This window comes from Parasutterella sp. St.1A3 (assembly GCF_059728705.1).
Genome location: NZ_BAAGFK010000002.1, coordinates 156,682 through 182,122 on the forward strand (window position 1 = coordinate 156,682; position 25,441 = coordinate 182,122).

The 25,441-nt window shown below is 48.4% G+C and carries 17 protein-coding genes; 11 read left to right on the forward strand and 6 right to left on the reverse strand.

Annotated features, from left to right (window positions below; genetic code table 11):
• Positions 1 to 167: 167 nt before the first annotated feature.
• From AC6I1F_RS12640 to AC6I1F_RS12660, 5 genes are all read left to right on the forward strand, one after another.
• Complete coding sequence (locus tag AC6I1F_RS12640; protein ID WP_289163471.1) at positions 168 to 1,934, forward strand: sensor histidine kinase; 1,767 nt, start codon at positions 168 to 170, stop codon at positions 1,932 to 1,934.
• Positions 1,931 to 2,560 carry a response regulator transcription factor gene (locus tag AC6I1F_RS12645; RefSeq protein ID WP_289163473.1) on the forward strand — a complete coding sequence of 210 codons (630 nt, stop codon included), beginning with the start codon at positions 1,931 to 1,933 and terminating at the stop codon, positions 2,558 to 2,560. Before AC6I1F_RS12640 ends, AC6I1F_RS12645 begins: the two co-directional genes overlap by 4 nt.
• Positions 2,557 to 3,969, forward strand: a complete 1,413-nt coding sequence (locus AC6I1F_RS12650) for an FAD-dependent oxidoreductase (RefSeq protein WP_497801809.1) — start codon at positions 2,557 to 2,559, stop codon at positions 3,967 to 3,969. The genes AC6I1F_RS12645 and AC6I1F_RS12650 overlap by 4 nt, the downstream gene beginning before the upstream one ends.
• Before the next feature lie 112 nt (positions 3,970 to 4,081).
• On the forward strand, positions 4,082 to 5,554 hold the full coding sequence (locus AC6I1F_RS12655; RefSeq protein ID WP_497801819.1) for an FAD-dependent oxidoreductase: 1,473 nt from the start codon (positions 4,082 to 4,084) through the stop codon (positions 5,552 to 5,554).
• Positions 5,555 to 5,782: 228 nt separating this feature from the next.
• Entirely contained in the window at positions 5,783 to 6,997 is a 1,215-nt protein-coding gene (locus AC6I1F_RS12660) for a nitronate monooxygenase (RefSeq protein ID WP_289163479.1), read from the forward strand.
• A gap of 320 nt (positions 6,998 to 7,317) precedes the next feature.
• Here AC6I1F_RS12660 and AC6I1F_RS12665 read toward each other — a convergent pair whose 3' ends face one another.
• The 5 genes from AC6I1F_RS12665 to narJ all read right to left on the reverse strand — a co-directional run bounded on the left by AC6I1F_RS12665 (position 7,318) and on the right by narJ (position 15,117).
• Complete coding sequence (locus tag AC6I1F_RS12665; RefSeq protein WP_289163481.1) at positions 7,318 to 8,010, reverse strand: hypothetical protein; 693 nt, start codon at positions 8,008 to 8,010, stop codon at positions 7,318 to 7,320.
• Positions 8,011 to 8,075: 65 nt separating this feature from the next.
• Positions 8,076 to 9,986 (reverse strand): autotransporter family protein, encoded by a 1,911-nt coding sequence (locus AC6I1F_RS12670; protein WP_290173174.1) that lies wholly within the window; start codon positions 9,984 to 9,986, stop codon positions 8,076 to 8,078.
• A 26-nt stretch (positions 9,987 to 10,012) separates the two neighbouring features.
• Complete coding sequence (locus AC6I1F_RS12675) at positions 10,013 to 13,117, reverse strand: hypothetical protein (protein WP_497801810.1); 3,105 nt, start codon at positions 13,115 to 13,117, stop codon at positions 10,013 to 10,015.
• A gap of 431 nt (positions 13,118 to 13,548) precedes the next feature.
• Positions 13,549 to 14,472, reverse strand: a complete 924-nt coding sequence (locus AC6I1F_RS12680) for a DMT family transporter (RefSeq protein WP_289163485.1) — start codon at positions 14,470 to 14,472, stop codon at positions 13,549 to 13,551.
• A 12-nt stretch (positions 14,473 to 14,484) separates the two neighbouring features.
• Positions 14,485 to 15,117 (reverse strand): nitrate reductase molybdenum cofactor assembly chaperone, encoded by a 633-nt coding sequence (narJ, locus tag AC6I1F_RS12685; RefSeq protein ID WP_289163486.1) that lies wholly within the window; start codon positions 15,115 to 15,117, stop codon positions 14,485 to 14,487.
• 172 nt (positions 15,118 to 15,289) lie between these two features.
• Between narJ and AC6I1F_RS12690 the strand changes: the two genes are divergently transcribed.
• The 5 genes from AC6I1F_RS12690 to AC6I1F_RS12710 all read left to right on the forward strand — a co-directional run bounded on the left by AC6I1F_RS12690 (position 15,290) and on the right by AC6I1F_RS12710 (position 23,422).
• Positions 15,290 to 16,585: an MFS transporter gene (locus tag AC6I1F_RS12690; protein WP_251570609.1), complete on the forward strand. Its 1,296-nt coding sequence runs from the start codon at positions 15,290 to 15,292 to the stop codon at positions 16,583 to 16,585.
• Between the two features lie 36 nt (positions 16,586 to 16,621).
• Positions 16,622 to 20,383, forward strand: coding sequence for a nitrate reductase subunit alpha (locus AC6I1F_RS12695; RefSeq protein WP_290144193.1), 3,762 nt, complete (start codon positions 16,622 to 16,624; stop codon positions 20,381 to 20,383).
• The gene (gene narH / locus AC6I1F_RS12700; RefSeq protein WP_251570605.1) at positions 20,380 to 21,984 is read left to right on the forward strand and encodes a nitrate reductase subunit beta; all 1,605 of its coding nucleotides are present in this window, start codon (positions 20,380 to 20,382) and stop codon (positions 21,982 to 21,984) included. Before AC6I1F_RS12695 ends, narH begins: the two co-directional genes overlap by 4 nt.
• On the forward strand, positions 21,984 to 22,697 hold the full coding sequence (gene narI, locus AC6I1F_RS12705; RefSeq protein ID WP_160336313.1) for a respiratory nitrate reductase subunit gamma: 714 nt from the start codon (positions 21,984 to 21,986) through the stop codon (positions 22,695 to 22,697). The genes narH and narI overlap by 1 nt, the downstream gene beginning before the upstream one ends.
• A gap of 368 nt (positions 22,698 to 23,065) precedes the next feature.
• Positions 23,066 to 23,422: a YgiW/YdeI family stress tolerance OB fold protein gene (locus AC6I1F_RS12710; RefSeq protein ID WP_160336314.1), complete on the forward strand. Its 357-nt coding sequence runs from the start codon at positions 23,066 to 23,068 to the stop codon at positions 23,420 to 23,422.
• Between the two features lie 39 nt (positions 23,423 to 23,461).
• Here AC6I1F_RS12710 and mutM read toward each other — a convergent pair whose 3' ends face one another.
• The gene (gene mutM, locus AC6I1F_RS12715) at positions 23,462 to 24,307 is read right to left on the reverse strand and encodes a bifunctional DNA-formamidopyrimidine glycosylase/DNA-(apurinic or apyrimidinic site) lyase (RefSeq protein ID WP_160336315.1); all 846 of its coding nucleotides are present in this window, start codon (positions 24,305 to 24,307) and stop codon (positions 23,462 to 23,464) included.
• A 398-nt stretch (positions 24,308 to 24,705) separates the two neighbouring features.
• On the opposite strand from mutM, the gene AC6I1F_RS12720 reads away from it, so the two are divergent.
• Positions 24,706 to 25,176, forward strand: a complete 471-nt coding sequence (locus AC6I1F_RS12720) for a RepB family plasmid replication initiator protein (RefSeq protein ID WP_160336316.1) — start codon at positions 24,706 to 24,708, stop codon at positions 25,174 to 25,176.
• The last annotated feature ends 265 nt before the right edge of the window (positions 25,177 to 25,441 follow it).

Sequence of the window (25,441 nt, forward strand, 5' to 3'; positions counted from 1 at the left end):
TAATGCCCAATGCCCGGTTTACGGGCAATTTGGGCACTGTGTGTAACTACTAGTAATATTTATGATCTAGTTTTTGGGAATTCAGGTTTTATTATTCGCAGGATAATCACCAATAGCAATACTCGCCTGAACAGACAACAATATCCTGCGGATAAAAGAGGCCTCGAGTGCTGCGACTTAAATTCATTTTCTTCATCTGTTCAACCTTCTTCTGTTTTAGTTCTGCCGCCTCAGAAGCGAAACAGGAGATCAGAATCGCGGTTTTGTACACCGAGGACCCGCTATTCTTCATCAATACCTTTGCTCCGACCATTGATTTTTTGAGAAGACGCTTCCCTCAGTATCGGATTAAAACACAGGAAATTACAGAGCATCAGGCTCTTGATAAACTCAAAACCGAAGAATTCAGCTTTCTTATATCTTCGGCAGGTGTTTACGCGTCTTTTGATCCAACTTCCGAAGGACTGCGGCAAATTGCTGCAAGGACCTCTCCTTTTGCGAGTACAGCCTCTGAATCCGTGGCGTCCGTGCTCATTACGTCTGCGCACCGATCTGATATTACAAGTCTGAAAGATATCCAAGGCAAAAGAATCGTGATTCGAGATCCAAACTCTCTGAGCGGCTGGCTCGGTGCAAAAGGCGTCCTTCGCGATCATCTTTCGAAAAAGGATCTTGATGGCAGGCTAATCAATACTCAATATCGTTTTCCTGACGTTTATTCTTACCTAGAGTCTGATGAAGCGGATGTTGCCGTTATCCCTGCATGCGAACTTGAATCATTGATCGAGCGCGGCCTTGTCTCCAAGGAAAATTACCGGGTCATCGGAGAAAAGACTTCGACGCTCGCCTGCAAAGTTTCTTCTTCACTTTACCCGGATTTTGTTTTCTCTTCGTTTCCGCACGCATCTCCGGAAATCGTAAAAGACTTCACCGTCGCCCTTTTGACAATGCCTAAAATGCCTGACGGCGGCTCTTGGGGTATCGCTAACGATTTCCGCAGTGTTCTGCAGCTTTTTAGAAAACTCGAAATCGGACCGTACAAACCTCAGCCCTTTTCTTTACTGCAGCTAGTTAGCAAATACAAAACGGAAGCGATACTTGCGCTCGCCCTACTCTTAGGGTTGATTTTCCATATCTTCCGAACGAATTCACTTGTGCTGCAGAGAACATCCGATCTTCGTAAAGCCATTGAACAAAGAGACAGAGTTGCAGAAATCGCAAGGGCTTCGCTGAAACGCCTTAATCTCATGGAAAGACAAGGCATTCTCTCGCAGCTCTCTAATATGTTTGCTCATGAGCTGAAACAGCCTTTATCCACAGCGGCCAATTACTGCAACGGCCTGAAGATGTACGGAGAGTCTATACAACTTGACCCAATTCTCAGCGAAAGCATTGAGGCGATTTCTTCTGAAACTCAAAAAGCCGCAGCAATCGTAGATCGAGTCAGAAGTTATGCGAAATCAACTCAGCCGGTTTCTTCAGAAGGAAGCGCGGACCTTTCGGAAGCGATACACAAGGCCATTAACGCTTTTAGACTTTACGTCTCCACTCAGTGCCAATTAACTGTCGACATTCCGGAAAGCTGCGTAGTCGCTGGCGACCCGCTGGAACTTGAAATTCTAGTTCTTAATCTTCTGCGCAACGCCTCAGACGCAGTTGAGCCCTTAGGTGCAGACGCTCAGATCAAAGTGGAATTAAAACAGACAGAAACGGGATGCACACTAAACGTCAATGATAACGGGCCACCAGTTACAAGAGATGTTGTCGAACGCATGAGGCGGGCGCTTCAGGCCTCAATTAAAACCGATGGTCTTGGGCTTGGTCTTATGATTGTGCACGCCATCATTGAACGGCATCGCGCCGAAATCAATATTCAGCAGTTAAGGCCTCAAGGCATCAGTATCTCCGTGACATTTAAAGGAGCTGACTCATGAAAACTTCAAAGCTAGACCCAATCATCAGGATTGTTGATGATGACCCCAAGGTCCTTGCCTCAGAGGTTTTTCTAGTGAAGATGGCGGGCTATCGAACCGCTTCCTACGAAAGCGCCCTCACATTCCTGGATGAATACGACCCCCTCTTCCCCGGGTGCCTGATACTCGATATCCGAATGCCGGAGATGAGCGGGCTGCAGCTTCAGGAGGAAATGATCCACAGAAACATTGATCTTCCGATTTTGTTTCTTACCGGGCATGGAGATGTGGATATGGCCGTCAAAGCTCTTCTGACCGGAGCCTCAGATTTTCTTATCAAGCCGCCTGATCCGGCAAGATTAAAAGCATCGCTCGCCAAGGCTGTCGCAAAAAATATAGAGGATCGGGCTCGTAAAGAAGAAATCGATCATATGACGGCCAAGTACAGCCTGCTCACCACGAGTGAAAAGAAAGTTGCTCCGAGGATTGCTAACGGAGAGTTAAACAAAGTCATCGCCTTTGATATGGAAGTATCGGAGCAAGCGGTCAAAAACTGGAGAAGTGCCGTCCTGCATAAATTGGAATGCCGCAATGTGATTGAACTTCACAATTTTCTTCGCAAGATCGGCATTATTGAGGCCTCATGATGCTTAGACGCGACTTTATGATTTCTGCCGGAGCCTGTGCCTTATCCTGCCCGTCACTTGCGCAGGAGAGCGACTGGGATTATGACTGCGATGTATTGGTAATCGGAGCAGGGGCCGCAGGATTGTCAGCTGCAGTGCGCGCAAGTGAGCTCGGCGCTCGAGTCATTCTGATCGAAAAGCGCGAGATTATCGGCGGAAATACCTTAATTTCCGGCGGCTTTCTCGGCGTCATAGATCCAATCCGTCAAATTCCGCTTGGGATCGCCGATTCTGAAGAACAGCATTTCAACGATATTTGGCTTAACGGCGGTCAGATTGCAAATCCCGAACTTATTCGCACCCTTGTTAAAGAGAGTCAGCGTATGCTCGGCTGGCTGGAGGATAAAGGCGTTAAATTCCGCAATGAGGTTATAGAAATATACGGCTCCCACTTTCCCCGGTGCCATCAGCCTATTCTACCCAATGGAACAAGCTATGTTCGAGCGCTCAGCGCTGAAGCAATGTCGAGAAAAGTCCAAATCCTGAAGTCAACGGCCGGACAAAAACTTCTTCAGAACGGTGATGGACGCATCATTGGTGCAGAAGCTTTGCAAAAGAATAAAATGGTTCGCATACGCGCGGATAAAGCCGGAATCCTAACGGCGGGCGGCTTCGGCGCGAATCAGAGCATGGTTGAGTCCTTTGACGAGAGGCTCGTGGGGCTCCCAACTAACTGCACAGCAGGATCTACCGGAGAAATGCTTCTTTCTGCGGTTCAAATCGGCATTTCGACCGTAGATCTAAGAGCGATTCAATGTCTGCCGGGGCCTCTGCCTACCGGCAGGATTCGTGTCCGCTTTCATAACGATGTCAGCCGCTTCATTCTTATCAATTCTGAGGGGAAACGCTTTGTAGATGAGCGCTCTCGACGCGATGAACTTACTGACAGAATACTTTCCACGCCGCAAAAGAGCTGCTTCTGCATTATTGATAACGAAGCCTTAGCCATGGCAGATCTGATTGTCCAGAGAGACGCAATTCGAGCTGCCGAGACGGGAGATGCCATTAAAGCGGACAGCATTGAGGAGCTTGCACAGAAGCTTGGCATTGATTCATCCGTGCTGCGGCAGACCATAGAAGAAAGAAACCGCACGATTAAAACTGACAATGAAAAGGATAAGCGCTTTCCCATCTCCAAAGCTCCTTTCTGGGCAGCAAGAGTCGGTATGTGTGTGCACTACACCATGGGCGGTCTAGTGATTGATTCATCGGCTCGGTGCCTTTCCAGCGGACGCCCTGTACCGGGGCTTTTTGCAGCCGGAGAAATTACCGGGGGGATTCACGGAAGAAACAGAATCGGCGGCAACGGACTTGCGGACGCATTTACCTTCGGCATGATCGCCGCAGAACAAGCTCTCAAAAATGCGTAGCACATTAATGAGATCAAGTCAATAAACCAGGAGTTATTTTTGCGTGTGCCCCTACTTCTTAAACTTTGATCATCGTTTAACACATTGATCTCAATAAATACCAAGGAGACATATCATGGCTTTAACGCGCAGATTTTTTTTGGGAACTGCTCCTGCAGCTGCCGCTGTCGGCATTTTAGGCTCTACAGTTGCCACAACAGCAGAAGCTGCCATCAAGTGGAATGAAACATACAATGTCGTCGTCATCGGTGCAGGCGGTGCAGGTCTTACTGCAGCCGTATCCGCAAAAGAAGCCGGCGCAAAGAAAGTTGTCGTTCTTGAAAAGATGATGTTCGCTGGCGGCAACACAATTCGTGCCGGCGGCGGATTCAACGCTGCGATCAAAGCTGATTATGAAAAAGCCGGCATTAAAGATTCTCCGAAACTGCACTCAGAACAAACTCTTGCCGCCGGTGACGGCAGAGGTGATCCAGTTCTCGTCAACCAGCTCACAGAAAAGGCTCCAGAAAGCGTTCAGTGGCTCAAAGATCACGGCGTTAAGTTCCAGGATCACATCTATCAGATTTACGGCGGCCTTTACAAACGTGCCCGCAACCCGCTCGGACCTCGCGGCGGCGCATACATTAAAGCGCTTCTTGAAGTCTGTAAGAAAGAAGACATCCCTATCATGTTCAACACCCGCGTTGTTGAAATTATCCGCGAAGGCAATTTAAGCGGCAGGGTGCTCGGAGTTAAGGTTGAACAGAAGGGCAAGACAATGTATATCCGCGCCACCAACGCAGTCGTTGCTGCTGCTGGCGGTTTCGCGGCCAGCGACAGACTGACAGGTATTTCCGACCCGAGAATGGAAAAACTTGGAACAACGAACCATCCCGGCGCAACTGGCGACGTATTAACCGATCTGATTGACATCGGTGCCGGCACACGCGGTCTTGATTACATCCAGTGCATCCCCGGAGGCGTTCCCGGAGAAAAATATCCGCCGAACCTCTTCACACATGTTGACCGCTTCCTCTTCATCAATCTCGACGGTCAGCGCTTCATCAAAGAAGATGCCCGCAGAGACGTTCTGAGAGACGCAATGCTTGACCAGCCCAAGGCAATAGCCTGGACGATCGTTGACGCCGACGGTTTTGAACTGCAGAAAAACTCTAAAGGCCCCGAAAATGAAGCTGCTCTTAAAGCCGGTACGCTTTATCACGCAGACACAATTGAAGACTTAGCGAAGAAGACCGGTCTTCCGGCTAAAGAATTGAAAGAAACTATCGACACCTACAACAAGGCAGTCGACACCAAGAAAGATCCTCTTGGCAGAGCTGAAACCGTTCTTGTGAACAAGATCATTAAAGCTCCGTTCTATGCCGGCCGCGTCACAATGAAACGTCACCATACAATGGGCGGCGTCATCATCAACAAAGACGCTCAGGTTATTGACCGTCATGGCAACGTTATTCCGGGTCTCTATGCTGCCGGTGAAGTTACAGGCGGCATCCACGGTACCAACCGTGTCGGCGGAAACGCTATGGCTGACATCTTCACATATGGAAGAATTGCCGGTGTCAACGCAGCAAAGAACCCTGCATAAGTTAACATAACTTAGTTCTCCTCCTTAAGCAGTCTCCGACAAACATCGGCGGCTGCTTTTTTTCGCTCTCTTTAAAAATCCTCGATGAACGATACGCACGCCTTATACGCCTAAATAGCTGAGTAAAACGGCAGAATTTTCTGGGATATACCTGGATAAATCAATAATTATCTTCATGAATCTCCGCTCTATAGTAAATAAATCAATTCGATCAAAAGGAGAAATTGAATGAGCTGTTTAGACGATTACCGCATGACCTTAAAAGGCCGAGAGTTTCTTCCGCTCATGGTTGGCGGAATGGGCACAAACATTTCGACGTCAGATCTAGTGCTCGCAATTGAAAAGCTTGGCGGCATCGCTCATTTATCCGATGCGATGCTTCCGGTGGTCGCAGATAAAGAGCTTGGCACCGACTTCACTAAACAAAAAACAATTCTTTTAAAAAAATTCAGCGGCACCTTCGATAAGAGCTTAGAGAAATTTGACTTGGATGCACTTGCTGAAGTTAGTGACCGTTATTTCAGAAGCGTGATGGATAAAGTAAGCGGAAAAGGAATGGTCCTTGTGAACTGCATGGAGAAACTCACCATGAATGACCAACTTGGCACACTTAAAACACGACTGAACAGTGCGTTGAACGCAGGCGTTCACGGAATCACCATGTCGGCAGGACTTCATCTAAGCAGTCTCAAACTAATGCAGGACAATCCAAGATTTAAGGATGCACTTCTTGGTCTTGTTGTCTCTTCCACCCGGGCACTAAATCTCTTTCTGAAACGTACGAATTCGATAGGGCGTAAGCTTGATTACATTATTGTGGAAGGCCCGCTTGCAGGAGGACATTTAGGATTTGGAGAGGATTGGAGAAACTACAAACTGGAAAACATTGTTAAAGATGTCGTTCAGTACGTTAGAAACAGCGGCCTTAACATTCCAGTTCTTGGTGCGGGCGGAGTATTTTCGGGACAAGATGACATTAATCTAATTGAACAGTGCGGAGCAGCAGGCGCACAAGTGGCCACGCGCTTTACGATTGCTCAGGAAAGCGGTCTTCCTCAGCAAGTAAAAGAGATTTATCTGGACTCCAAAGACGAAGACGTAGTTGTGAATCATCTTTCGCCCACCGGTTATCTTATGCGCATGCTGAAGAGTTCCCCGGCTATCACTGCAAAGATCCGCCCGAATTGTGAGTCTTACGGCTATATGCTTTCCGGCGGGTGCTGCCCTTATTTGAAAGAATTTGAAGCGCAGGAGGAAGGCGGCATAAAGAGGGAAAGCTCCAAGTGCTGTTTATGCACACAGATGCGCAATTACAAGGTATGGACATGCGGCACTACGGTTTCCAGACTCAAAGAAACTGTAAAGCGTGGCGTAAACGGCTGGAAGCTCCCGAGCGCTGAAGAAATTTGGAATGATTACCGATTTGGGAAAACCTCCAAGTAATGCGGAGCACATGAACGCTGCACAGAAGGATCTGAAGAGACAGAGGCAAATCATGGATAAATAACAAGTTGCATAACTTCCCAACTCTCTAAGAAAAACCTGTGAACAGGTTCACACAAGCGGAAATTCGTCTTTGTGTAGGCGTCTGCAGCTTAATAGAGGAGCTCGGTTCATTGGGCGTCCTCCCCATACAGGAAACGAGACCACTCTTTATCCGCACGGGAACAAAGCTCGTCGGACTTTCTCCGCTGCATAGACAGCAAAAGACGCCGACCACATTTCTGCGTTCGGCGTCTTTCTATATGAACGGGTGTATAAGATTACAGACCTTTTTCTTCCATGGCTTTTACGCCTTCAAAGATCATCTGCTTGTAGAAACGACGGACAAACTCTGTATGGAAATCCATGTTGTTAAAGTACGAGAACGTAAAGCGTTTCGGATCCTGACCAAGTTCTCTTTCCTTCGAATCTTCATGGCCGATAAACATATGATCCGTCTTAGGCATCGCTTCAAACTTCTTGCCGTCGGCAAGCGAGAGGTCCATCTTCATCGTCATGTCGTATTCGTAGACGATCTTCTCAGGATGGTTATCCGGATCCGCTTTTTTAGCCGCAACTGCCGCTTTCGTCTTCTCACTCATGGCGCGAGTCACGTCAATCGTCATCACGCCCTGTTTTTCCTTATCGTCCTCCTTAACGATCTTAAAGAGGCCGGTTTCCTCTAAATAGCGTTCTGCTGCGAACCACAATCCGTACTGTTCACGCCAATCAGCAGGACGCTCTTCAAAGGGCTCTGTCACGATAGGACGACCTTCCCAGAGATAGTTAACAACCAGAGAGACTTTCAGAGGTTCTTCAGCCTTTTTAAAGTGATCCGCCTCGATGACCTGAGTCGGCTTCGCAAACCAGCTCTCTCGCGGGTAGTCCTTATGATCATAGGAAGCACAGGCGCTCAGACCAAGTACAGCCGCTGACAAAATGGTCATTCCAAATAATTTGATTTCTTTTTTCATGATATGGATTCCGTTTGGTGTTCCGGGAGAAGGAGGAGGAACCCTCCTCCTTCGTTTCCCGAAGATCAGAACATGTACTTGATGCCGATTTGAGCAGTTTCGTTGTGATATCCGGCTTTACCGGCCTGAACTCCGACAGTCGCCCAACCCAGCGTATTGCGCGTGATATGGCCTTCTAGACCCATGCGGAATTCGCCTAAATTGCGCCCTCCGTCCATATAAGTCTTCGCACTGCCCATCTGGACACCGGTCTTCTTAGTATTGTGGATCCAGTTTCCTTCAATGAATCCAAGACCTTTGTTCATGTAATTGCCGTGAACTCTGGCACCAACTCTTATCGACACATTGTCCTTACCAAGCTGCTTGTACTTAGTATCGGTTGCATCATAGCCGTCCTTGGCTTTGACTCCGTCCCACACCAGCTGAACCTCCGGCTGGAAGGTCCAAATCACCTTATTGAAATCCTTCGTACCGGACTCGCCCAGAGGAATTGTGTATCCGCTTTCCACCGACCAAACCCAGCCGTGAGACTTGTAGTCAAACGTCGGCGTCATTCCGCCCCACAGCTTATTGTCATAGCGACCGTACAGCAGCCAGGAATCTACATAGAAACCGTCATCCGGGCTGTTGCCTGTATAGAGGGTTCCGTAGATACCAACCGCGTAGCCGTCGGAACGCGACTTGGCCTCAGCAAACGTTCTGGTATTAGCTCTGTGATAGAGGCCTCCGGCAAAGACACCGCCAATGTACTTCCAGTCCTCGTTGATCTCATTGCGAATCAGGTCCGCGCCAATCTGAGAGACAGCAGTACGAGCATGAGTTTTGCTAGCCCCGCCGTCAGATCTAAAGTGCGAGTGACTTCCGACTTGACGAACCCAAGCCGCCGCCCGTTTTTCTTCTCCATCAAACGGGTCGATGTAGTAAGCCTGACCGAAGCGATCATGCAGGCGCATATGCATCTTGGCCCAAGACTGAGAGTTGGCCATATAAGCTCCTCCCTCGGGGCGCAGATCATCTGCATCGGGCATCGGCGGCACCGGCGACTCAGCCGGTTTCAGATCCTCGCTGCGATTCACCAGATACCAGTCATTGCCATCTTCACCTTGTTGCGCAAGGCTGTATTCCCAAACATATTTCTCATTATCCTTGGCGACTACTCTGAGCACTCCTCCCTCTTCTGCCGGGAGAGAAAGCTTCACTTTCGCATCTGGATCCTCTACTTCGAAAACAAGAATGCCATTCTTATCACCAGCGCCAACGTACTCTCCTCTTGAATTCAAGAGAGCGCCAAACTTGCCATTTTCATTGATAAAGTAAACTGTTGACTCTCCGGAAGCCGTATCCGCATATACAACATCAACATCAGAATTCCCTGTTCCCTGTACAAAACCTTGATAGAAAAGTTTTGACCCGGCTCCTCCCGTGTAAGTGCCGACATGAACCTTATTTAAGGAGACATCTGATGCCGCTGCGCTGCGGTTCAACATATCTCCGCTAACCTGATGAGATAAATATACGGAGCCATTGTTTTGAATTCCTCTTACGGCCGCTGTGTAGTTCCCCCTTTCGGAATTCGCTCTTGTTCGCAAACTATTCATCTGTGCAGATGTATTCTTCTGAATATCAAAATACAAAGAAGAATCCTTATCGACATGAGCAACTGCGCTAATCAGGGCTTCCGAAGATGTGAGATAAACATTGGAAGCTTTCAGCTCAACTGTGCCATAAAAACTCGGGTTATCAGAATTTATGGATGCTTGCTTTCTGTCGATAAATATTAGCTTCGAAGAAACACTTCCTTTGAGGCTTCCGTCAATAGCATCAACCCATGTTCCATTTTTCTGCTGATCTGAGTCGGAATTCTGGTTCTTATTCTTGACGGTAAGTTCCCCGCCTGTTGGACCCATATTCGCTTGATACTCCTCCGAGTCGTCCCCTTCAAATGAAATCGGTGCCGCTTGGTCAAAGTCAAGCACGGAACCCTCCGCAACTCTCAACGCACCTACTGTTTGGATATGCCCCTGCAGATATACACTTGCTGGGGGGGGTTGCTGCCTGCTTCAAAAGAGCCTATATGGAGAATTGAGGTGTACCTATCTTCTGTATCACTCTTTCCCTGAGTTCCCAAAGCACCGTCAATTCCAAGAACCAGCATCGCACCTTCATCGACTACTGTATTTCCTGTATAGGAGTTTGGTTGGGGAGCTTTAGATACGACTTCATAAAGAGCTTGTCCGTTTCCGGAAACGCTCGGCTCAGTATTTGTTTTGCCAACATCGATATTGTAGATAGTATCCGGACTACCGATAATCACCGTTGAGTTCTTTGCGATAGCGACTCCGCCCGCGCCGGTAAGTTCTGCTGATAGAGTAAAGAGCTCCTGTTTGGGTTTTGAGGTATCTCCGGATTGGAAATCTTCAACATAAAGCTCGGAATTTTCTAATTTACCATTCAAAACCAGCAGCTTCCCGGGAAGAATGTTGACACTCTTAAGCCAGTACTTTATACCAACACCGGCCTCTCCTGGATCTGAAACCTTACCGCTTACGCTTATCTTTTCGCCAGCTGCATTTTCATCTTCAAACTCTCCATCGTGCCCATCGAAATGCATGTACTTATAGAAAGCATAAGTTGCGTCAGCGACATGATCTCCGCCCTGGTTGATTTCAAAACCAGGAACATCAAAAGTCATAAGACTCGCGTCGACAGTCTTGTTTCCCTCTTCATTTGAACCCTTTTGGTAAACAGTGCCATCTTTGATAATGCCAATAAACGTATTGCCAAAAGCATTAGTATTTTGATTTTGTTCTTTTCTGAAGTTTGCAATTTCATCAAAAGAAATCTGAACTACAGGCTCACCGGATTCTCCATCATTAACACCTAAATATAGTACGAGGCCCTGATAGTGATATCTAAACTGATGCATTAATGCCGGTCTGTGATTGGAATTTTCAGCCCCAAGACTACCATCCTGTTCTCTGGAAGTGTAGTCATACCACATGCCGTCATCATGCGTCAGAAGAGATAATTCGCCGCCCGCGTAACCATGATTAACATTTTCCTCATCATTAAACAGTTTTACTTTCGTATCAAAGGAGGTTCCATCCCCATTGACAGAATCAGACAAGTTTGCATATGCCCCGACCCAGAAATTGTGCTGTCCCTTTGTCACATCACTCTGCGAAATTCCATTGTCTGTACTAGACGGGGCTAAGCTAGAGTGGTAGCCATTCCTATTAATCAGATAGGATTGCGCTACTTGCTGTCCAAGGTGGATGCTTCTTTCCTCTTTTCCCGTTAGGTGCTTAGTTACGGATTCTAATGAACCGGATTCTAATGAGCTATTCAGCGAAGTTTCCAGTTCTACGTCCTGTCCTTCAGTAGGGTAATATCCTTGAGAAACCGTATAGCTAACTTCATTATTTAACTTGTCAAGTTCTAGATATTGTCCAAAGGAGATATATCGTACATAAGCAGAATCTGCCGCAACTTTACCAGCAATATATGCCACACCCCTTCTACGGTTAACCAACTTTGTGGAATCTTCCTGAAGGAAATTTTCCCCTTTGGATGAGGATGTCCCTACAGCCGTCGCACTTCCATATATCGAGGATCCCTTTTTCAGCACTGTATCCTTAAGGGAAACGATATTCGTACTCAAATCTCTAAGACTGTCCTTGTTAACCTGCAACTGATCTCGGAACTCAAAACCTCCAATGACGTTACCATTGATAACCGAGTCTTCCACAGCAACAATGTTATTTGAGGCAATGCCGGTAGACCACCCTCCGTACACTGTAAATCCGACGGATGAGTGGTCTGCATCTGCTTCCGGATAAGTTGAATTCGCCCAGTTAGTATTCCAATCATTATCATTCTTGGAAATGTAATAACCGATATAGCTATTCTTGATTGAGACGACATTGTTGTTGGCAATCGCAGAAACCTTCTTACCACTGCCATCACTATATATTTCTGTCCCATTAACAAAATCATTGGATGCAGCGTTAATTCTGTAGTAATACAGACCTCGCCCGCCAACAAGTCCAAGTTTTCTTGCCGTCGGCATACCAGAAACAATAACTGCGTCTGTTAGCGCCACTTTGTTATTATTCGTCCTATAGCCTTCCGCTCCAAAAATGCCTTTTGAAACAACAACCCCTAAGTCTGTTATTAAAGTATCCCCGCAATCAAGATCTTCAGCAGATTTATCCCCAATTCCATTGTTGATGGTTACAGTGTTATAGTTGGTGTCAAATCCTGCATGAACGGGAACTGTTATTCCATCGAGCTGAGCGGACCGACCTCCAAAAACAAGCTTCGCATAGAATTTCGAATCACTTGCCATATTCACTTCAACAGTGTTGTAATTGGCCTCTCCTGCTTTCGAATCATAACTATCCACAGAAAGACCTCCGCCAAGGTCATTTCTTGCGCCATAAACTTTCGCCAAGAGACCGGATCCGGATTCGAAATTAAGAATGACGCTGGAATTATTTGTTGTTGAACTGAAATTATCTCCGGCAGTAACTGCATTGGCCAAAGCCTGAAACAAAGCAGAATTGTCATTACCGTAGGAGGAACCAGTAAGAATTGTTTTCAAGCTTGCAGTAAGCCATAAAGCGTTTGTATTATTCCAAGGGTCAGAGAAGTTACCCCCTCCCGCGCTTTGAGTACCCGTCACAATCCCGTTGACTGTTATTTTGAGTGTCGGCTTTTCTGTATTCTGTGTCGTCCATAACCAATTATGCTGACCAGAGTCCAAATCAAAACGGTCACCAGAAGTAGCTTCTTTAAATATAGTGTGAACATCGCCAAGCTGGGGATCATCGATTTTGAGTACAGATTCTTGACTGCCGTCCCAATCTGCAGCAAAAATTGGAACCGCTATCCCCGGAGTCACAACAAGCAAACCAAAAGCCGAAAATACCGCTAAAGCAAGACGATTAACCGACGGGCGAGACGAACGAACAGAATTCTCTAATCCACTCGCGTGCTTTTCATGGAGGTGAGATGAAAGAAAATGTTGATGAATATAATTATGAAGATGCGATCCGCTGCGCATGCACACAGACGCTTGGCTCGCAACACGATTGCGATTATGCATTTTTCTACCTCAGGTTTTGTATTATTTATGTCTTTGATTCTATATCAGCTGAAGCTCAATGCAACTTAACTAAAAACCCTCTGTCAGATATGATGAAAACATTATCATCACACATTTTAGGTATTAATATTTTTCTCACCAATTACTACAATAACTTCACAGAATGACAGGACAATAGGTGTATGAAAATATCATCCTATTGAATTAGAATAATTTATTAAAATAATGGATGAAAACTAAGTAATTAACAGAGAGAAATAAATTGTTAGTTTAATTTTATTTGTACCCTTACATAATGGATACTATTTTAGTTTTTAAATAATTTCATCTTTTATTTATGACATGAATACGGGATTAACCTGAGTAAAACCAAGATCAGTTTTTTCACTAATAGATTTCATCGGAAGAAGCAATATTGCTCCTAGCTAGTGTCAACTGCCTTTATTCCGTCTGTGCTTATACAGACTTGGATGTTTCGAAGGAATCGCCAAAACGACGACTGTCGCTAAAATCAAAACGCCTCCGATCAGCTCACAGATATTCACTGTCAAACCAAGAAACAGAACACCCAGAACGGTCGCTGAAACCGGATCCAACGTCTCCATCATCCCCGCAACGTCGGAAGGAATCAGTTCGGCAGCCGCCTGAAAAAGCCAAAACGCCGCAATCGTCCCAAAAATGACAATAAAGGCATAAGCCAATACCGCACCGAACGACCAATTAAGCGACTCATTCCAAAAGTGATTGAAGAACGTCACAACGATACCGGTCAGCAAAAGCGCCCAGCTCGTTGCCGTGCCGGACCCAACCTGCTTGATCAGCTTCTGTGGAAGAATGACATACAGCGCTCCAGTAAGTCCTGAACCAAGTCCCATTATCAGCCCCATCATCGAAACATTCAGACTCTTTAATGAGCCGCCCGTGACGATCAGAAAAACACCGATGACGGCAGCCGCACCGCAAAGAATCTCTTTAAGAGAAAGTCTCTGGTGCTGAAACACCACCATAAAAAGCATCACCCAAAGCGGAACCGTAGCCGTCAGGACTCCTGCGACAGCCGCGTTGCTGTACTGAATACACACAAAGTAAGTGAGCTGCGTCCCGATAATCGTCGCGGTATAAATTAAAAGCTGTACAAAAGAAGAAACTCTGCGGAACGGCGCAAACACTTTGCTTTTATTTAAAAAGAGCTCCAGCCCGACAAAAAGAGACCCCGCTAAAAGCATGCGGATAGAAATCAAATCCAGCGGCACAAATCCGCATTTTTGAAGCAGATATTGTCCTGCTGACCCCATCGCTCCCCAAAATATGGCAGCAAGTGCCGCCATCCCCATCCCGAGAAGCTGCTTATTCATACTCAATCTCTGTTACTTCCTAAAATGTACGCCCTGCTGAACCGGGTCAGCTGATGATCCAAACTTAACCGGCTGATCAAAAGATTCGGCTTCCAGACTCGGCAGAAGATCTTCTCGCGTCATCTCAGCACTGTCTGGTTCCTCACCTGCTAACGAAAGCAGTGCACCGGTCACCGCCTCCCACGGAGATTCCTCTCTCTGCAGCTGCTGATCAATTTTGACAATGTGCTTTGCTGCGCTCTTTAAATAAACCATCGCTTCCTCAGAACTGAGTCCCGACAGAAACTCTAAAAGCATCGGAAGAAAGTCCGGCATCTCATTGCTTGAAACCTCTAAACCATGATCCGAGTAGAGCCGCCTTAGATTCAGCATTGCCGCACCGCGATCGCGTGAATCTCCGTGCATGTGCTCAAAAAGATTCAAACTCGCCCGCTTGCCGATATCAAACGTTGCGACATACTGTTTCTGAAAATCCGAGAGCGGAACCTTTTGCATGCTGCGCATCAGCACTGATAACGCTGTCTTCCATTTTTCAGAAATAAGAGATGAGCGCTCAATGTAGTTTTGAATCTCTCCCAAGCTTTCTATGAGATTCGCATCCGGATACAGCAGAAGGCACCCAAGGGCTTTTAATTCAGGAGTCATGTTTTTTTGTCCTATTCAATTGAGTCGATCCTATCTAAAAACCTACGGGTATATCCGCAAAATCTGCTCAAATTGATACAACAATAAGTTACAAAGGACGACCAGCTTTTAGAATTCTAAGAGTAATCCCGAATAAAACATCCGGGAACAGAATATTTGATAAGGAAATAATATGCGTCCAGATATCAAGGTTTGGAATCCTGAAAATCCGGCCCAATGGAACAAGACGCTCGCATGGACAACAGTTTGGATCAGTACATTCAGCCTGACTTTCGGCTTTTGCGCTTGGTTCTTAGTACCATCCCTCGCTCCGCGCCTTAATGAAATTGGCTTCTCCCTGACGCACAGGGAACTCTATTGGCTTGTTGCCATGGTCGGTCTCTCCGCCGGTACGCTTCGTATCGTGTGGACCTTCCTTCCTCCGATAATCGGCACGCGCTATCTGGTCACCCTTTCGTCCGGCTTACTGCTCATACCGCTTTTCTGCTGGGTTTATGCCGTGCAAAATATTGATACCCCTTACTGGGTTCTTTTAGGATTCGCTCTGCTGAGCGGTATCGGCGGCGGTACATTCTCGGGCCTCATGGCAAGTACCAATTACTTCTTCCCTAAAGATAAGCGCGGATTCGCACTCGGCGTCCAAGGCGGCCTCTCCGATTTCGGTACCGGTCTCGTGCAGTTCGTGACGCCTCTTGTGATCGGCTTCTCCGCCCTCTCCGTCCTTGGAAACGGTCAAGTCGCGCATCTTGCTGATGGCAAGACCGTTACTTATTGGCTGCAGAACGCCGCATGGATTTGGATTCCGCTTGTCGCAATCGTGACAATTCTTGCCTGGTTCTGCCTGCGCTCCGTCCCGGTAACCGCAGACTTTAAAGATCAGTGGAAGATTTTCGGCAATAAACATACTTGGTTTATGACCCTCTTCTACTACGGAACCTTTGCGACTTTCGCAGGCCTCGGCGCTCAGCTTGCCCTGCTCGGCAACCACACATTCGCAGGTATCGGAGGTGCTCCGAGCGCAGTCGCTCTAGCTTGGCTCGGCCCGGTCATCGGCGCACTCTCCCGTGTAGGAGCGGGTAAAGTCTCCGATAAGATCAGAGGCGGCCGCGTCACCACAATCATGGCAATCTGCAACATCATCGGTCTTCTTGCGCTCTGGTGGTACAAACCGACCAGCGTCGAAGGCTGCTGGATTTGGCTCATTGTGATGTTCTGGATTTTCTTCTGGACCGGTGTCGGCAATGCTTCTACAACCGAACAAATGGCTGTACTCTTCCCGCCGCTTCAGGGCGGAGCAGTTGTCGGCTGGACAAGCGCTATCGGCGCATACGGCCCCTTCACTATCGGCGTGCTCCTTGCTGAATGCGGAGCCGGCATGATGTTTGGCGTCACCACAGTGATATTCATCGCGATCCTTCTGATCAACCTCTACTACTACGACAGAAAGAACGCTCCGAATCTTTGCTAATCGTCGCCCCAAAACAATAAATCACTGGAGAACAATATGTCCGGAATCATGAAGTCCTCCCTCTTCTTCTCTAAGAAAGTCGGTTCATACTCCGACGGCTGGGGTGAAGTTGTAGAGCAGGACAGAGGCTGGGAACAGGCTTATCGGGATCGTTGGGCTCACGATAAGATCGTTCGTTCCACCCACGGCGTAAACTGCACCGGCTCATGCAGCTGGCAGGTCTACGTAAAAGACGGAATCGTCGTGTGGGAAACTCAGGAAACAGATTACCCGCCCACACCGCCCGGAGTACCGAATCATGAACCGAGAGGCTGCCCGAGAGGCGCAAGCTACTCTTGGTATCTGTACTCTGCTTCACGCGTCAAACACCCGCTGATCAGAGCCGAACTCAAAGAACTTTGGGAAAACGCCCGCAAGACGATGAAACCGCTTGAAGCGTGGGCAAGCATCGTCGAGGACCAACAGGCGAGAAAGTCCTATACGTCCGTTCGCGGCTTGGGCGGTCTTGTTCGCACAACATGGGATGAGGCGCTCGAAATTATTGCCGCAGCCAACCTCTATACCGTTAAGAAATACGGTCCCGACCGCATTTCCGGTTTCTCGCCGATTCCGGGCTATTCCATGGTCTCATACGGAGCAGGCACTCGCTATCTGAGTCTGATCGGAGGAGCCCTTCTTTCCTTCTATGACTGGTACTGCGACCTTCCTCCGTCTTCTCCTCAAACATGGGGAGAACAGACCGACGTACCAGAATCCGAAGCGTGGTACTACTCGAGCTACATCATTGTTTGGGGCACCAATATTTCGATGACGCGTACTCCGGACGCTCACTTTCTGACTGAATGCCGCTACAACGGCACTAAGGTCGTCAATGTCTGCCCGGACTACGTTGAAGTGACAAAAGATGCGGATTGGTGGATTCATCCCAAACAGGCTACCGACGCGGCTTTCGCAATGGCGGTGAGCCATGTCATCTTTAAAGAGTTCCACTACGAGCATCCTGATCCGTACTTCACCGAGTACTGCCGCAATCTCACCGACTTCCCGGTCCTTGTGACCATGGAGCCCCGTGAGGACGGCCGGTTCACCGCAGGAAGATACCTTCGCGCATGCGACATCGGCTACAGTGCCGATAAGACCAACAACCCGGAATGGAAAACCGTCGTCTGGAATGAATTAGATGATTCACTTGCTGTCCCGCAGGGCTCTATGGGCTACCGCTGGGGACAGAAAGAAGGTCAGGACCTCGGCAAATGGAACCTGCACGAAGTGGACGGCGAAAGCGGAAAATCCGTAAAGCCTAAACTCACGTTTGTCAAGGACTCCGACGCGGTTATCGATGTCTGCTTCCCGTATTTCGGCGGCAGAGAAAGAGACGGCTTCCCCAACAATGCGATGCCCTCCGATATCATGGTCCGTAAGGTCCCGGTTAAAAAAGTCATCGCCAACGGCAAGGAAATTTACTGCGCAACCGTATTTGATCTGTTCGGAAGCTACCTCGGCGTTGACCGCGGATTAGGTGGAGAATGCGCAAAGAGTTACGAGGACAACATTCCGTTCACTCCGGCTTGGCAGCAGAAGATCACCGGAGTAGAACCGCAGTACGCCATCACGCTCGGCCGCGAATTCGCCACTGCGGCCTCCAAGACCAAGGGGCGCGCCTGCGTGCTCATGGGCGCGGGCGTCAACCAGTGGTTCCAGACAGACAATACCTACCGCTCCATCATTAACATTCTTTTGATGTGCGGCACATGCGGCGTCACAGGCGGCGGCTGGTGCCATTATGTGGGTCAGGAAAAAATCAGACCGGAAGCAGGCTGGAGCGAATACTCCTTTGCTAAGGACTGGGAACCGGCCGCGCGGCACATGAATTCAACGAGCTACTTCTACGAGCACACCGATCAGTGGCGCTATGAACGTATTCCGCTGAGCGATATGCTCTCTCCGCTTGCTGACACTAAGGTCTATAACGGAACATACGTTGATTACAACGTAAAAAGCGAACTGATGGGCTGGCTGCCGTCGGCACCGCAGTTAAACGTCAATCCGACTGAGATCGCCTCCCGGGCGGCTAAAGCCGGAAAAGACCCGCAGGCTTACTTGATTGAACAGCTTAAAAACAAATCCATATCCTTCAGCTGCCTGGATTTAGACGCTGAAGAGAATTGGCCGAGAAACCTCTTCATTTGGCGAAGCAACGTGCTCGGCTCCTCAGGCAAAGGTCAGGAATACTTCCTGAAGCATTTGCTTGGCACGCAGAACGCAGTACTTGGCCAGGAGCTTGACAGCAAAGACCCGGCGCTGATTCCGCAGCTGCAGACAAAACGTCCCGCGCCTGAAGGCAAGCTTGATCTGCTCGTCAATATGGACTTCCGCATGAGCACCACGTCCATTTATTCGGACATAGTGCTTCCTGCAGCCACGTTCTACGAAAAGAACGATATCAATACGACGGATATGCACAGCTTTATCCATCCGTTCGTAAAAGCAGTTCAGTGCTCTTGGGAAGGCAGAAGCGATTGGGATACGTTTAAATCCATCGCAAAGAAGCTCTCCGAAATGGCCGCTGAATATCCGCAGGACTTCGCCGAAGTAACCGATGTCGTTCTGACACCGCTTGGACACGACAGCCCGCACGAGCTCGGCCAGGCGCTTGATGTTAAGAACTGGTACCTCGATGAATGCGACTTAATTCCGGGTAAAACCGCGCCGCTGATTCACGTCATTCCGCGTGATTATCGGACCATCTATCAGAAATACACGTCTGTCGGTCCGCTCCTTTCTAAGAACGGCGGTGGAAACCGCGGCATCAAGTGGGATCTGGACCCGGAAATCGAAGAGCTGCGACAAATCAACGGTACCGTCCAGGAAGGCGTCGCTAAGGGACGCCCCAAGATGGAGACAGATATCAACGCCGCCAACTTCATTATGCGTGTATCGCCGGAAACCAACGGCGCGCTCTCTTATAGAAGCTGGTCCTTCGTGAAGGATCAATGCGGAGTTGACTGCAGTTTTCTCTCTAAAGAACACATCGGAGACAAGATCACTTTCGACGATCTTGCGCATCGTCCCGCTAAGACTTTCACCGCGCCCGACTGGTCGGGTATTGAAAACAGCGAGATCCCGTATGTGGCGTTCTGGCAGAACACCAACATGAAGCTGCCGTGGCGCACGTTAACAGGACGCCAGCAGTTCTATCAGGACCACAGCTGGATGAGAGCTTTCGGTCAGCAGTTCGCTCAGTACCGAGCTCCTGCCAATCAGCGTGCGCTCAAAGGTTTTGAGAACATCACCGACAACGGTAATAAAGCCATCGTTCTGAACTTTATGACCGCTCATCAGAAATGGGGTATTCACTCGACCTACTACGACAACGAACGCATGCTGTCGCTCTCAAGAGGCGGTCCTGTCGTTTGGATGAATGACATCGACGCGAATAACGCCGGCATTGTCGATAACGACTGGATCGAATGCTGGAATGCCAACGGCGCGGTGGTCGGAAGAGCGATCGTCACTTCTCGTATGCCGGAGGGTCTGTGCATTATGCAGCACGCTACGGAAAAGACCGTCAATACACCGGGATCTGAAATCACCGGACAAAGAGGCGGAGACCACAACTCTCCAACCCGAGTGATTGTGAATCCGACCCATATGATCGGAGGCTACGCTCAGCTTTCTTATGCCTTTAACTACTATGGAACAATCGCTCCGAACCGCGACGACTTCGCTTGGGTCAGAAAAATGAATAAAGTCGATTGGATGGATGAGGAAGCGCCGAAGAAGGGAGGTACGCTATGAGGATTCGTGCGCAAATCGGCATGGTCCTAAATCTGGACAAATGCATCGGATGCCATACCTGCTCTGTCACATGCAAAAACGTATGGACAAATCGCCCCGGTATGGAATACATATGGTTCAATAACGTAGAAACCAAGCCGGGCGTCGGTTATCCGAAACGCTGGGAAGATCAGGATAAATGGACCGGCGGATGGGAGCTGCATAACGGCAAACTGCGCCTGCGCCGAGGCACTACGCTCGGACTTTTAGCGGGTATTTTCGGCAACGGGAAACTTCCTCAGATCGATGATTATTACGAACCCTTCACCTTCGACTATCAGAATCTGCAGAAAGCGCCCCGCATGAAAACCTGCGTCACGGCTCAGCCGATTTCCTACATCACCGGCAAGAAAATGGCCAAGATCAAGGGCTCGGCCGCATGGGACGACAACCTGGGCGGTGTCGATATCAAGACTGTTGAGGACGTTAACCTCAAGAATGTCGAGCGTGATATCTACGCGCAGTACAAGAACACCTTCATGTTCTATCTGCCCCGCCTGTGCGAACACTGTCTGAATCCGGCCTGCGTCGCAAGCTGCCCCTCGGGCTCAATTTATAAGCGCGAGGAAGACGGCATTGTCGTGGTAGACCAGAACAAGTGCCGCGGCTGGCGTATGTGCATGAGCGGATGCCCCTATAAGAAGGTCTACTACAACTGGTCAACCGGCAAAGCGGAAAAATGCATTTTCTGCTATCCGCGTGTTGAATCCGGCATGCCGACCGTCTGCGCGGAAACCTGCGTTGGCCGTATTCGCTACATGGGCGTCATGCTCTATGACGCAGACCGTATTAAAGAATTGGCCTCTACGCCGAACGACGGAGATCTCTACGAAGCTCAGACTCAGATTTTCCTGGATCCTAACGATCCGAAAGTTGAAGCTGCCGCTCTGGAAGCCGGCATCAGCCGTGACTGGGTCGAAGCAGCGAAACGCTCTCCGATCTACAAGATGATTGCTAAGTGGAAGATCGCGCTTCCGCTGCATCCGGAATTTAGAACTCTGCCGATGGTTTGGTACGTACCGCCGCTTTCGCCTATCGCTCAGGCGGTCGACGTGGGCAAGCTTTCGCTGAAAGGATTTATTCCGGACTTAGAAAGTCTGCGAATTCCGCTTCAGTACCTGGCCAACCTTCTGACAGCAGGAAATATTAAGCCCGTACAGGAAGCTTTGAGCCGACTGCTTGCGGAAAGAACAGTACTTCGTCAGTACAGTGACAAAGCCGGCATCAGTCAGTTCCTTAGCTGCGAAATACTGCCCGAACAGCTTGAAGGGTCCGGATTTGACGAAGGACTCAGCCAGCTCGGTTTAACGCTCCAAGATGTCTGCGATATGCATAAACTGCTTGCCATTGCAGACTTCAAGGACCGCTTCGTTGTACCGAGCGCCAACCGCAATAATCAGGCAACTGTTCTGCTTCAGGGCGAACAGGGCTTTAACGCGGGCGGCGGCTTTGATCAGAGACAAAGAGCCGATACGCTCTTCGGAGGGCCGATGAATCGCAAGATTATTCCGCTCTTTGAAGAATATCAGCGCTCAAATGACTCTGTACAGGAGGGCAAATAATGAGTAATTGGACTCTGATATGGCACTACCTGATTTTTGGAGTGCTTCCTTATGTCGTGATGGCAGTCCTCGTTGTAGGAAGTATCGCCCGCTTCGTTCTGGCGCCTTACAGCTGGAAGTCGCAAAGCAGCGAAATTCTAGATAAACGCGGACTGACTTTAGGTGCAAACCTGTTTCATCTCGGCGTCATCTTCCTCTTCTGCGGCCACTGCTTCGGACTCTTTACTCCTACGTGGCTCCTGGACGACATCGGGCTGACGCCCCGCATCCATCAGATGCTGGAAATTATCGCGGGCGGCCTCTCCGCGCTCGTCGCGATCACGGGTCTTTTGATCCTGACCTGCAGAAGACTCTTCAATGAACGAGTACGCACGAGCTCCAGACCGAGTGACTTCTTAGTCCTCTTTCTGCTGATTGCCGTCATCGTTCTGGGCATTTGCTGCGTCATCAATTCATACGAATATGACCGCTCCGGCGCGACCATTATTCTTTTCGGAGAATGGGTTCGCGGACTGTTCACCTTCGATCCGAATGCCTGGCAGCTGATCCTGCAGGTTCCTGACTGGCAGAAGTGGCATATCTTCACCGGACTGATGATCTTCCTGATCGTTCCGTTCACAAGATTGATTCACATTTGGAGCGGCTACTTCACTCCGTTCTATCTGCTGAGACCTCATCAGATCATGAGAACAAACGGCAAGCCGATGAAGTAATCCGTCTCTTCCCTGAAAATCCCGCGTAAATCAGCGCGGGATTTTCTTTTGCCAAAAAGAAGCGCTGAGACGCTCATGAGAGGCCGGTCATTGCTGCGGCCTGAACACACACCAAAATAAGTAAATTCATTAATAGTTTTCTAGTGTGGTCTTTTTAACATAATTGATTATTTTATTTTGATTATTCAATGCGTTAAGAGTAATTTACTTTCATAGATAAATAATGAATTCACACCGAGAATTGATGGACACATATAGAAATGATTTTCCGCTGTATTTTCACAATCCGGGGTCTAATATAAGCGCTAACGGTTGGCTAGATAAGCAAAGGCCCTTATCGTTCAAGTTTGATATTAAAAGGAATAAATATGAAAAAACAAATTCTTGCAGCACTGCTCTTCGGTGCATTAGCCACACAGATTCCGGCACAGGCTGCCGGCGGTTTCCAGGGCCCGGGCGCAGCTCAGGTGGTTTCGACTGCCCAGCTCAAATCTCTGCCTGATGACGCCTATGCGATCATTGAAGGCTCCATCGTACGCAACATCCGCGGCGATCATTATGAATTCAAAGATGCTTCCGGCACCATCGATGTCGAAATCGACCACAAATACTGGAACGGTCAGACTGTCACTCCGAACAACATCGTTCGCCTGACGGTTGAAGTCGACAAAGACCTGATGAAAACTGAATACGATGTGAAGAAACCGATCGAAATTCTGAAGTAATTTAGATTTATCGATTTCGAGCCCGCACGTCTGCGAGCTTTATTTTTGTGCTGCGCCTCGCGTCATGCGCTGACAGAGGGAACAGTAGTATGTCGCGCGCCCGGCCTGAACCGCTCGTTTAATCGGGCGGCCGCACTTCACGCACGGTTCGCCTTCTCTCCCGTATACACAGGCGCTAAGCGTAAAGTATCCTTTCTCGCCTTCAGCCGAAACAAAGTCCCGCAGTGTCGATCCTCCTTCCTGAAGAGAAATTTCAAGAACTTCCCTGACCGCGTTCACGAGCTTTTCGAGGCGCTTCTTTGAAAGAAGATTTGCGGGTACAAACGGATTGATCCCGGCTTTAAAAAGCGATTCCGAGCAGTAAATATTGCCGACTCCGACAACGTGTTTCCCGCTGAGAAGCGCCTCTTTAATCGGGACAGACACTTTAGAAAGCGAGGCAAATAAATCTTTGGCGTTAAAGTCGTCAGAAAAAGGCTCAGGCCCTAATTTTCGTATTTCCGCCATTTCATACGGGTTTTCACTTTCATCGAGCCATACCAGGAATCCAAACCGTCTCGGATCGTGATAACGAACCGTTAGATCTCCGAAATTCAAATCAATATGGTCATGCTTTACGGGCGGCGTTTCCAACGGATTAACCACTCGCATAACGCCGGACATACCTAAATGAGAAACGATGGAACCGTGTTCAAACCTCCAGATAAGGTACTTGCCGCGCCTCTCTATATCCAGAAGCTCCTGTCCTTGAATCAGGTTGGATAAATTCTTAGGGGCGGGCTTTCGAAACCGAGCCTCCCGCACCAATGCGCCGGTAGAGGTTCGTCCCTTAATTCGAGACAAAATACCGCGTCTCGTGATTTCCACTTCAGGAAGTTCAGGCACGCTTCTTCCTTAGCTTGTGGTCTGAGCTCTGCCGAATAACCACGTACGAACTTTTGATGTGCGACGTACCGAACGATCTCGAGAGAGCAAAAATGAAGGCATCTGAATACTATCTAGACGAACCGAGTCGAGTCTCTTCACTGAAGGGATTCGACGCATCAATAGTTCTTGCTCCTGAGATTTACTCTCTGCCATTTTGCAGCTCCATTGCTTTGCCTTTCGAACAATATAGTCGCTTTTATACCACATCACACCTAGGGTTTCTATGTAGTAAGTACATATGTACTATATCGATTCATGCGGCTGAAAGTATCGCCCAACCTTCGCAAAAGCCTCGGCAGAAACCTATTGAATAAGGCAAACTGCTAGAATTTCTTCGAATCATTTGCGGAATTATCATGAAGACCAAGTCTAAAAGCGGAACCTTATATAAAGAGGATATTCTCCAGAGTGTTTTGGAGCTCACTGCTGTCCAGGCAGAGATCCTTTCTTTCATCTTATCGGGGAAAACTTCGGACGCGATAGACTTAAAAGCCTTCTATCCGGTGACTGCCGCAGATATCTCTTTATTAAGAGACATGGAGCCTCAGCTCGCTTTCGAAACACTTCAAAAGGAATCCTCCTCACTCTTTGATCAGTTTGTCATGATTCGCGGCGGGATCGAAGCCGAAAGCGATGAGGATATGGAGTTCTATCGCTGGCTTGGACAGCTTCGTTATTACGAAGACGATAAAGCCGTCGGCTACCTTTTCTCCGACATGGTCAAACTTTACCTTCCGGATATTCTTAAATCTCTTCAGATTCGTGAAAAAAAGTCTTCTCCCATCCAGAGAGAATTAGGGCTGTTTGGTGACGAGTCAGGAAATTAGCCGCTAAGAAAAAAGCTTTTCCTGAAGGGTTCAGCTGTAAATATGCGAAAAAGACCACAATTATTTAAACGAAATCCTTAAAATTTATCGGCGGCCGCTCTGAATATCAACAATCAAAAAACTCTAATCGGGATACTGAAACGGCATATCGAAAAACGCTTCTGGAACATCCCGATATTTATATTTAAATTTCGTACAAATCACCATTGAGTTTTGCATCAGAACACGAATCGAAAGCGGGATAAATATTTGCGCATGCAGGCTT

What these genes read in the sequence shown, in the direction of transcription:
- AC6I1F_RS12720 (WP_160336316.1), top strand. Translation starts at nt 24,706, where the DNA reads ATGAAGACCAAGTCTAAAAGCGGAACCTTATATAAAGAGGATATTCTC.
- AC6I1F_RS12660 (WP_289163479.1), top strand. Translation starts at nt 5,783, where the DNA reads ATGAGCTGTTTAGACGATTACCGCATGACCTTAAAAGGCCGAGAGTTT.
- AC6I1F_RS12695 (WP_290144193.1), top strand. Translation starts at nt 16,622, where the DNA reads ATGTCCGGAATCATGAAGTCCTCCCTCTTCTTCTCTAAGAAAGTCGGT.
- narJ (WP_289163486.1), bottom strand. Translation starts at nt 15,117, where the DNA reads ATGACTCCTGAATTAAAAGCCCTTGGGTGCCTTCTGCTGTATCCGGAT.
- AC6I1F_RS12675 (WP_497801810.1), bottom strand. Translation starts at nt 13,117, where the DNA reads ATGCATAATCGCAATCGTGTTGCGAGCCAAGCGTCTGTGTGCATGCGC.
- narH (WP_251570605.1), top strand. Translation starts at nt 20,380, where the DNA reads ATGAGGATTCGTGCGCAAATCGGCATGGTCCTAAATCTGGACAAATGC.
- AC6I1F_RS12710 (WP_160336314.1), top strand. Translation starts at nt 23,066, where the DNA reads ATGAAAAAACAAATTCTTGCAGCACTGCTCTTCGGTGCATTAGCCACA.
- AC6I1F_RS12690 (WP_251570609.1), top strand. Translation starts at nt 15,290, where the DNA reads ATGCGTCCAGATATCAAGGTTTGGAATCCTGAAAATCCGGCCCAATGG.
- narI (WP_160336313.1), top strand. Translation starts at nt 21,984, where the DNA reads ATGAGTAATTGGACTCTGATATGGCACTACCTGATTTTTGGAGTGCTT.
- AC6I1F_RS12645 (WP_289163473.1), top strand. Translation starts at nt 1,931, where the DNA reads ATGAAAACTTCAAAGCTAGACCCAATCATCAGGATTGTTGATGATGAC.
- AC6I1F_RS12665 (WP_289163481.1), bottom strand. Translation starts at nt 8,010, where the DNA reads ATGAAAAAAGAAATCAAATTATTTGGAATGACCATTTTGTCAGCGGCT.
- AC6I1F_RS12680 (WP_289163485.1), bottom strand. Translation starts at nt 14,472, where the DNA reads ATGAATAAGCAGCTTCTCGGGATGGGGATGGCGGCACTTGCTGCCATA.
- AC6I1F_RS12650 (WP_497801809.1), top strand. Translation starts at nt 2,557, where the DNA reads ATGATGCTTAGACGCGACTTTATGATTTCTGCCGGAGCCTGTGCCTTA.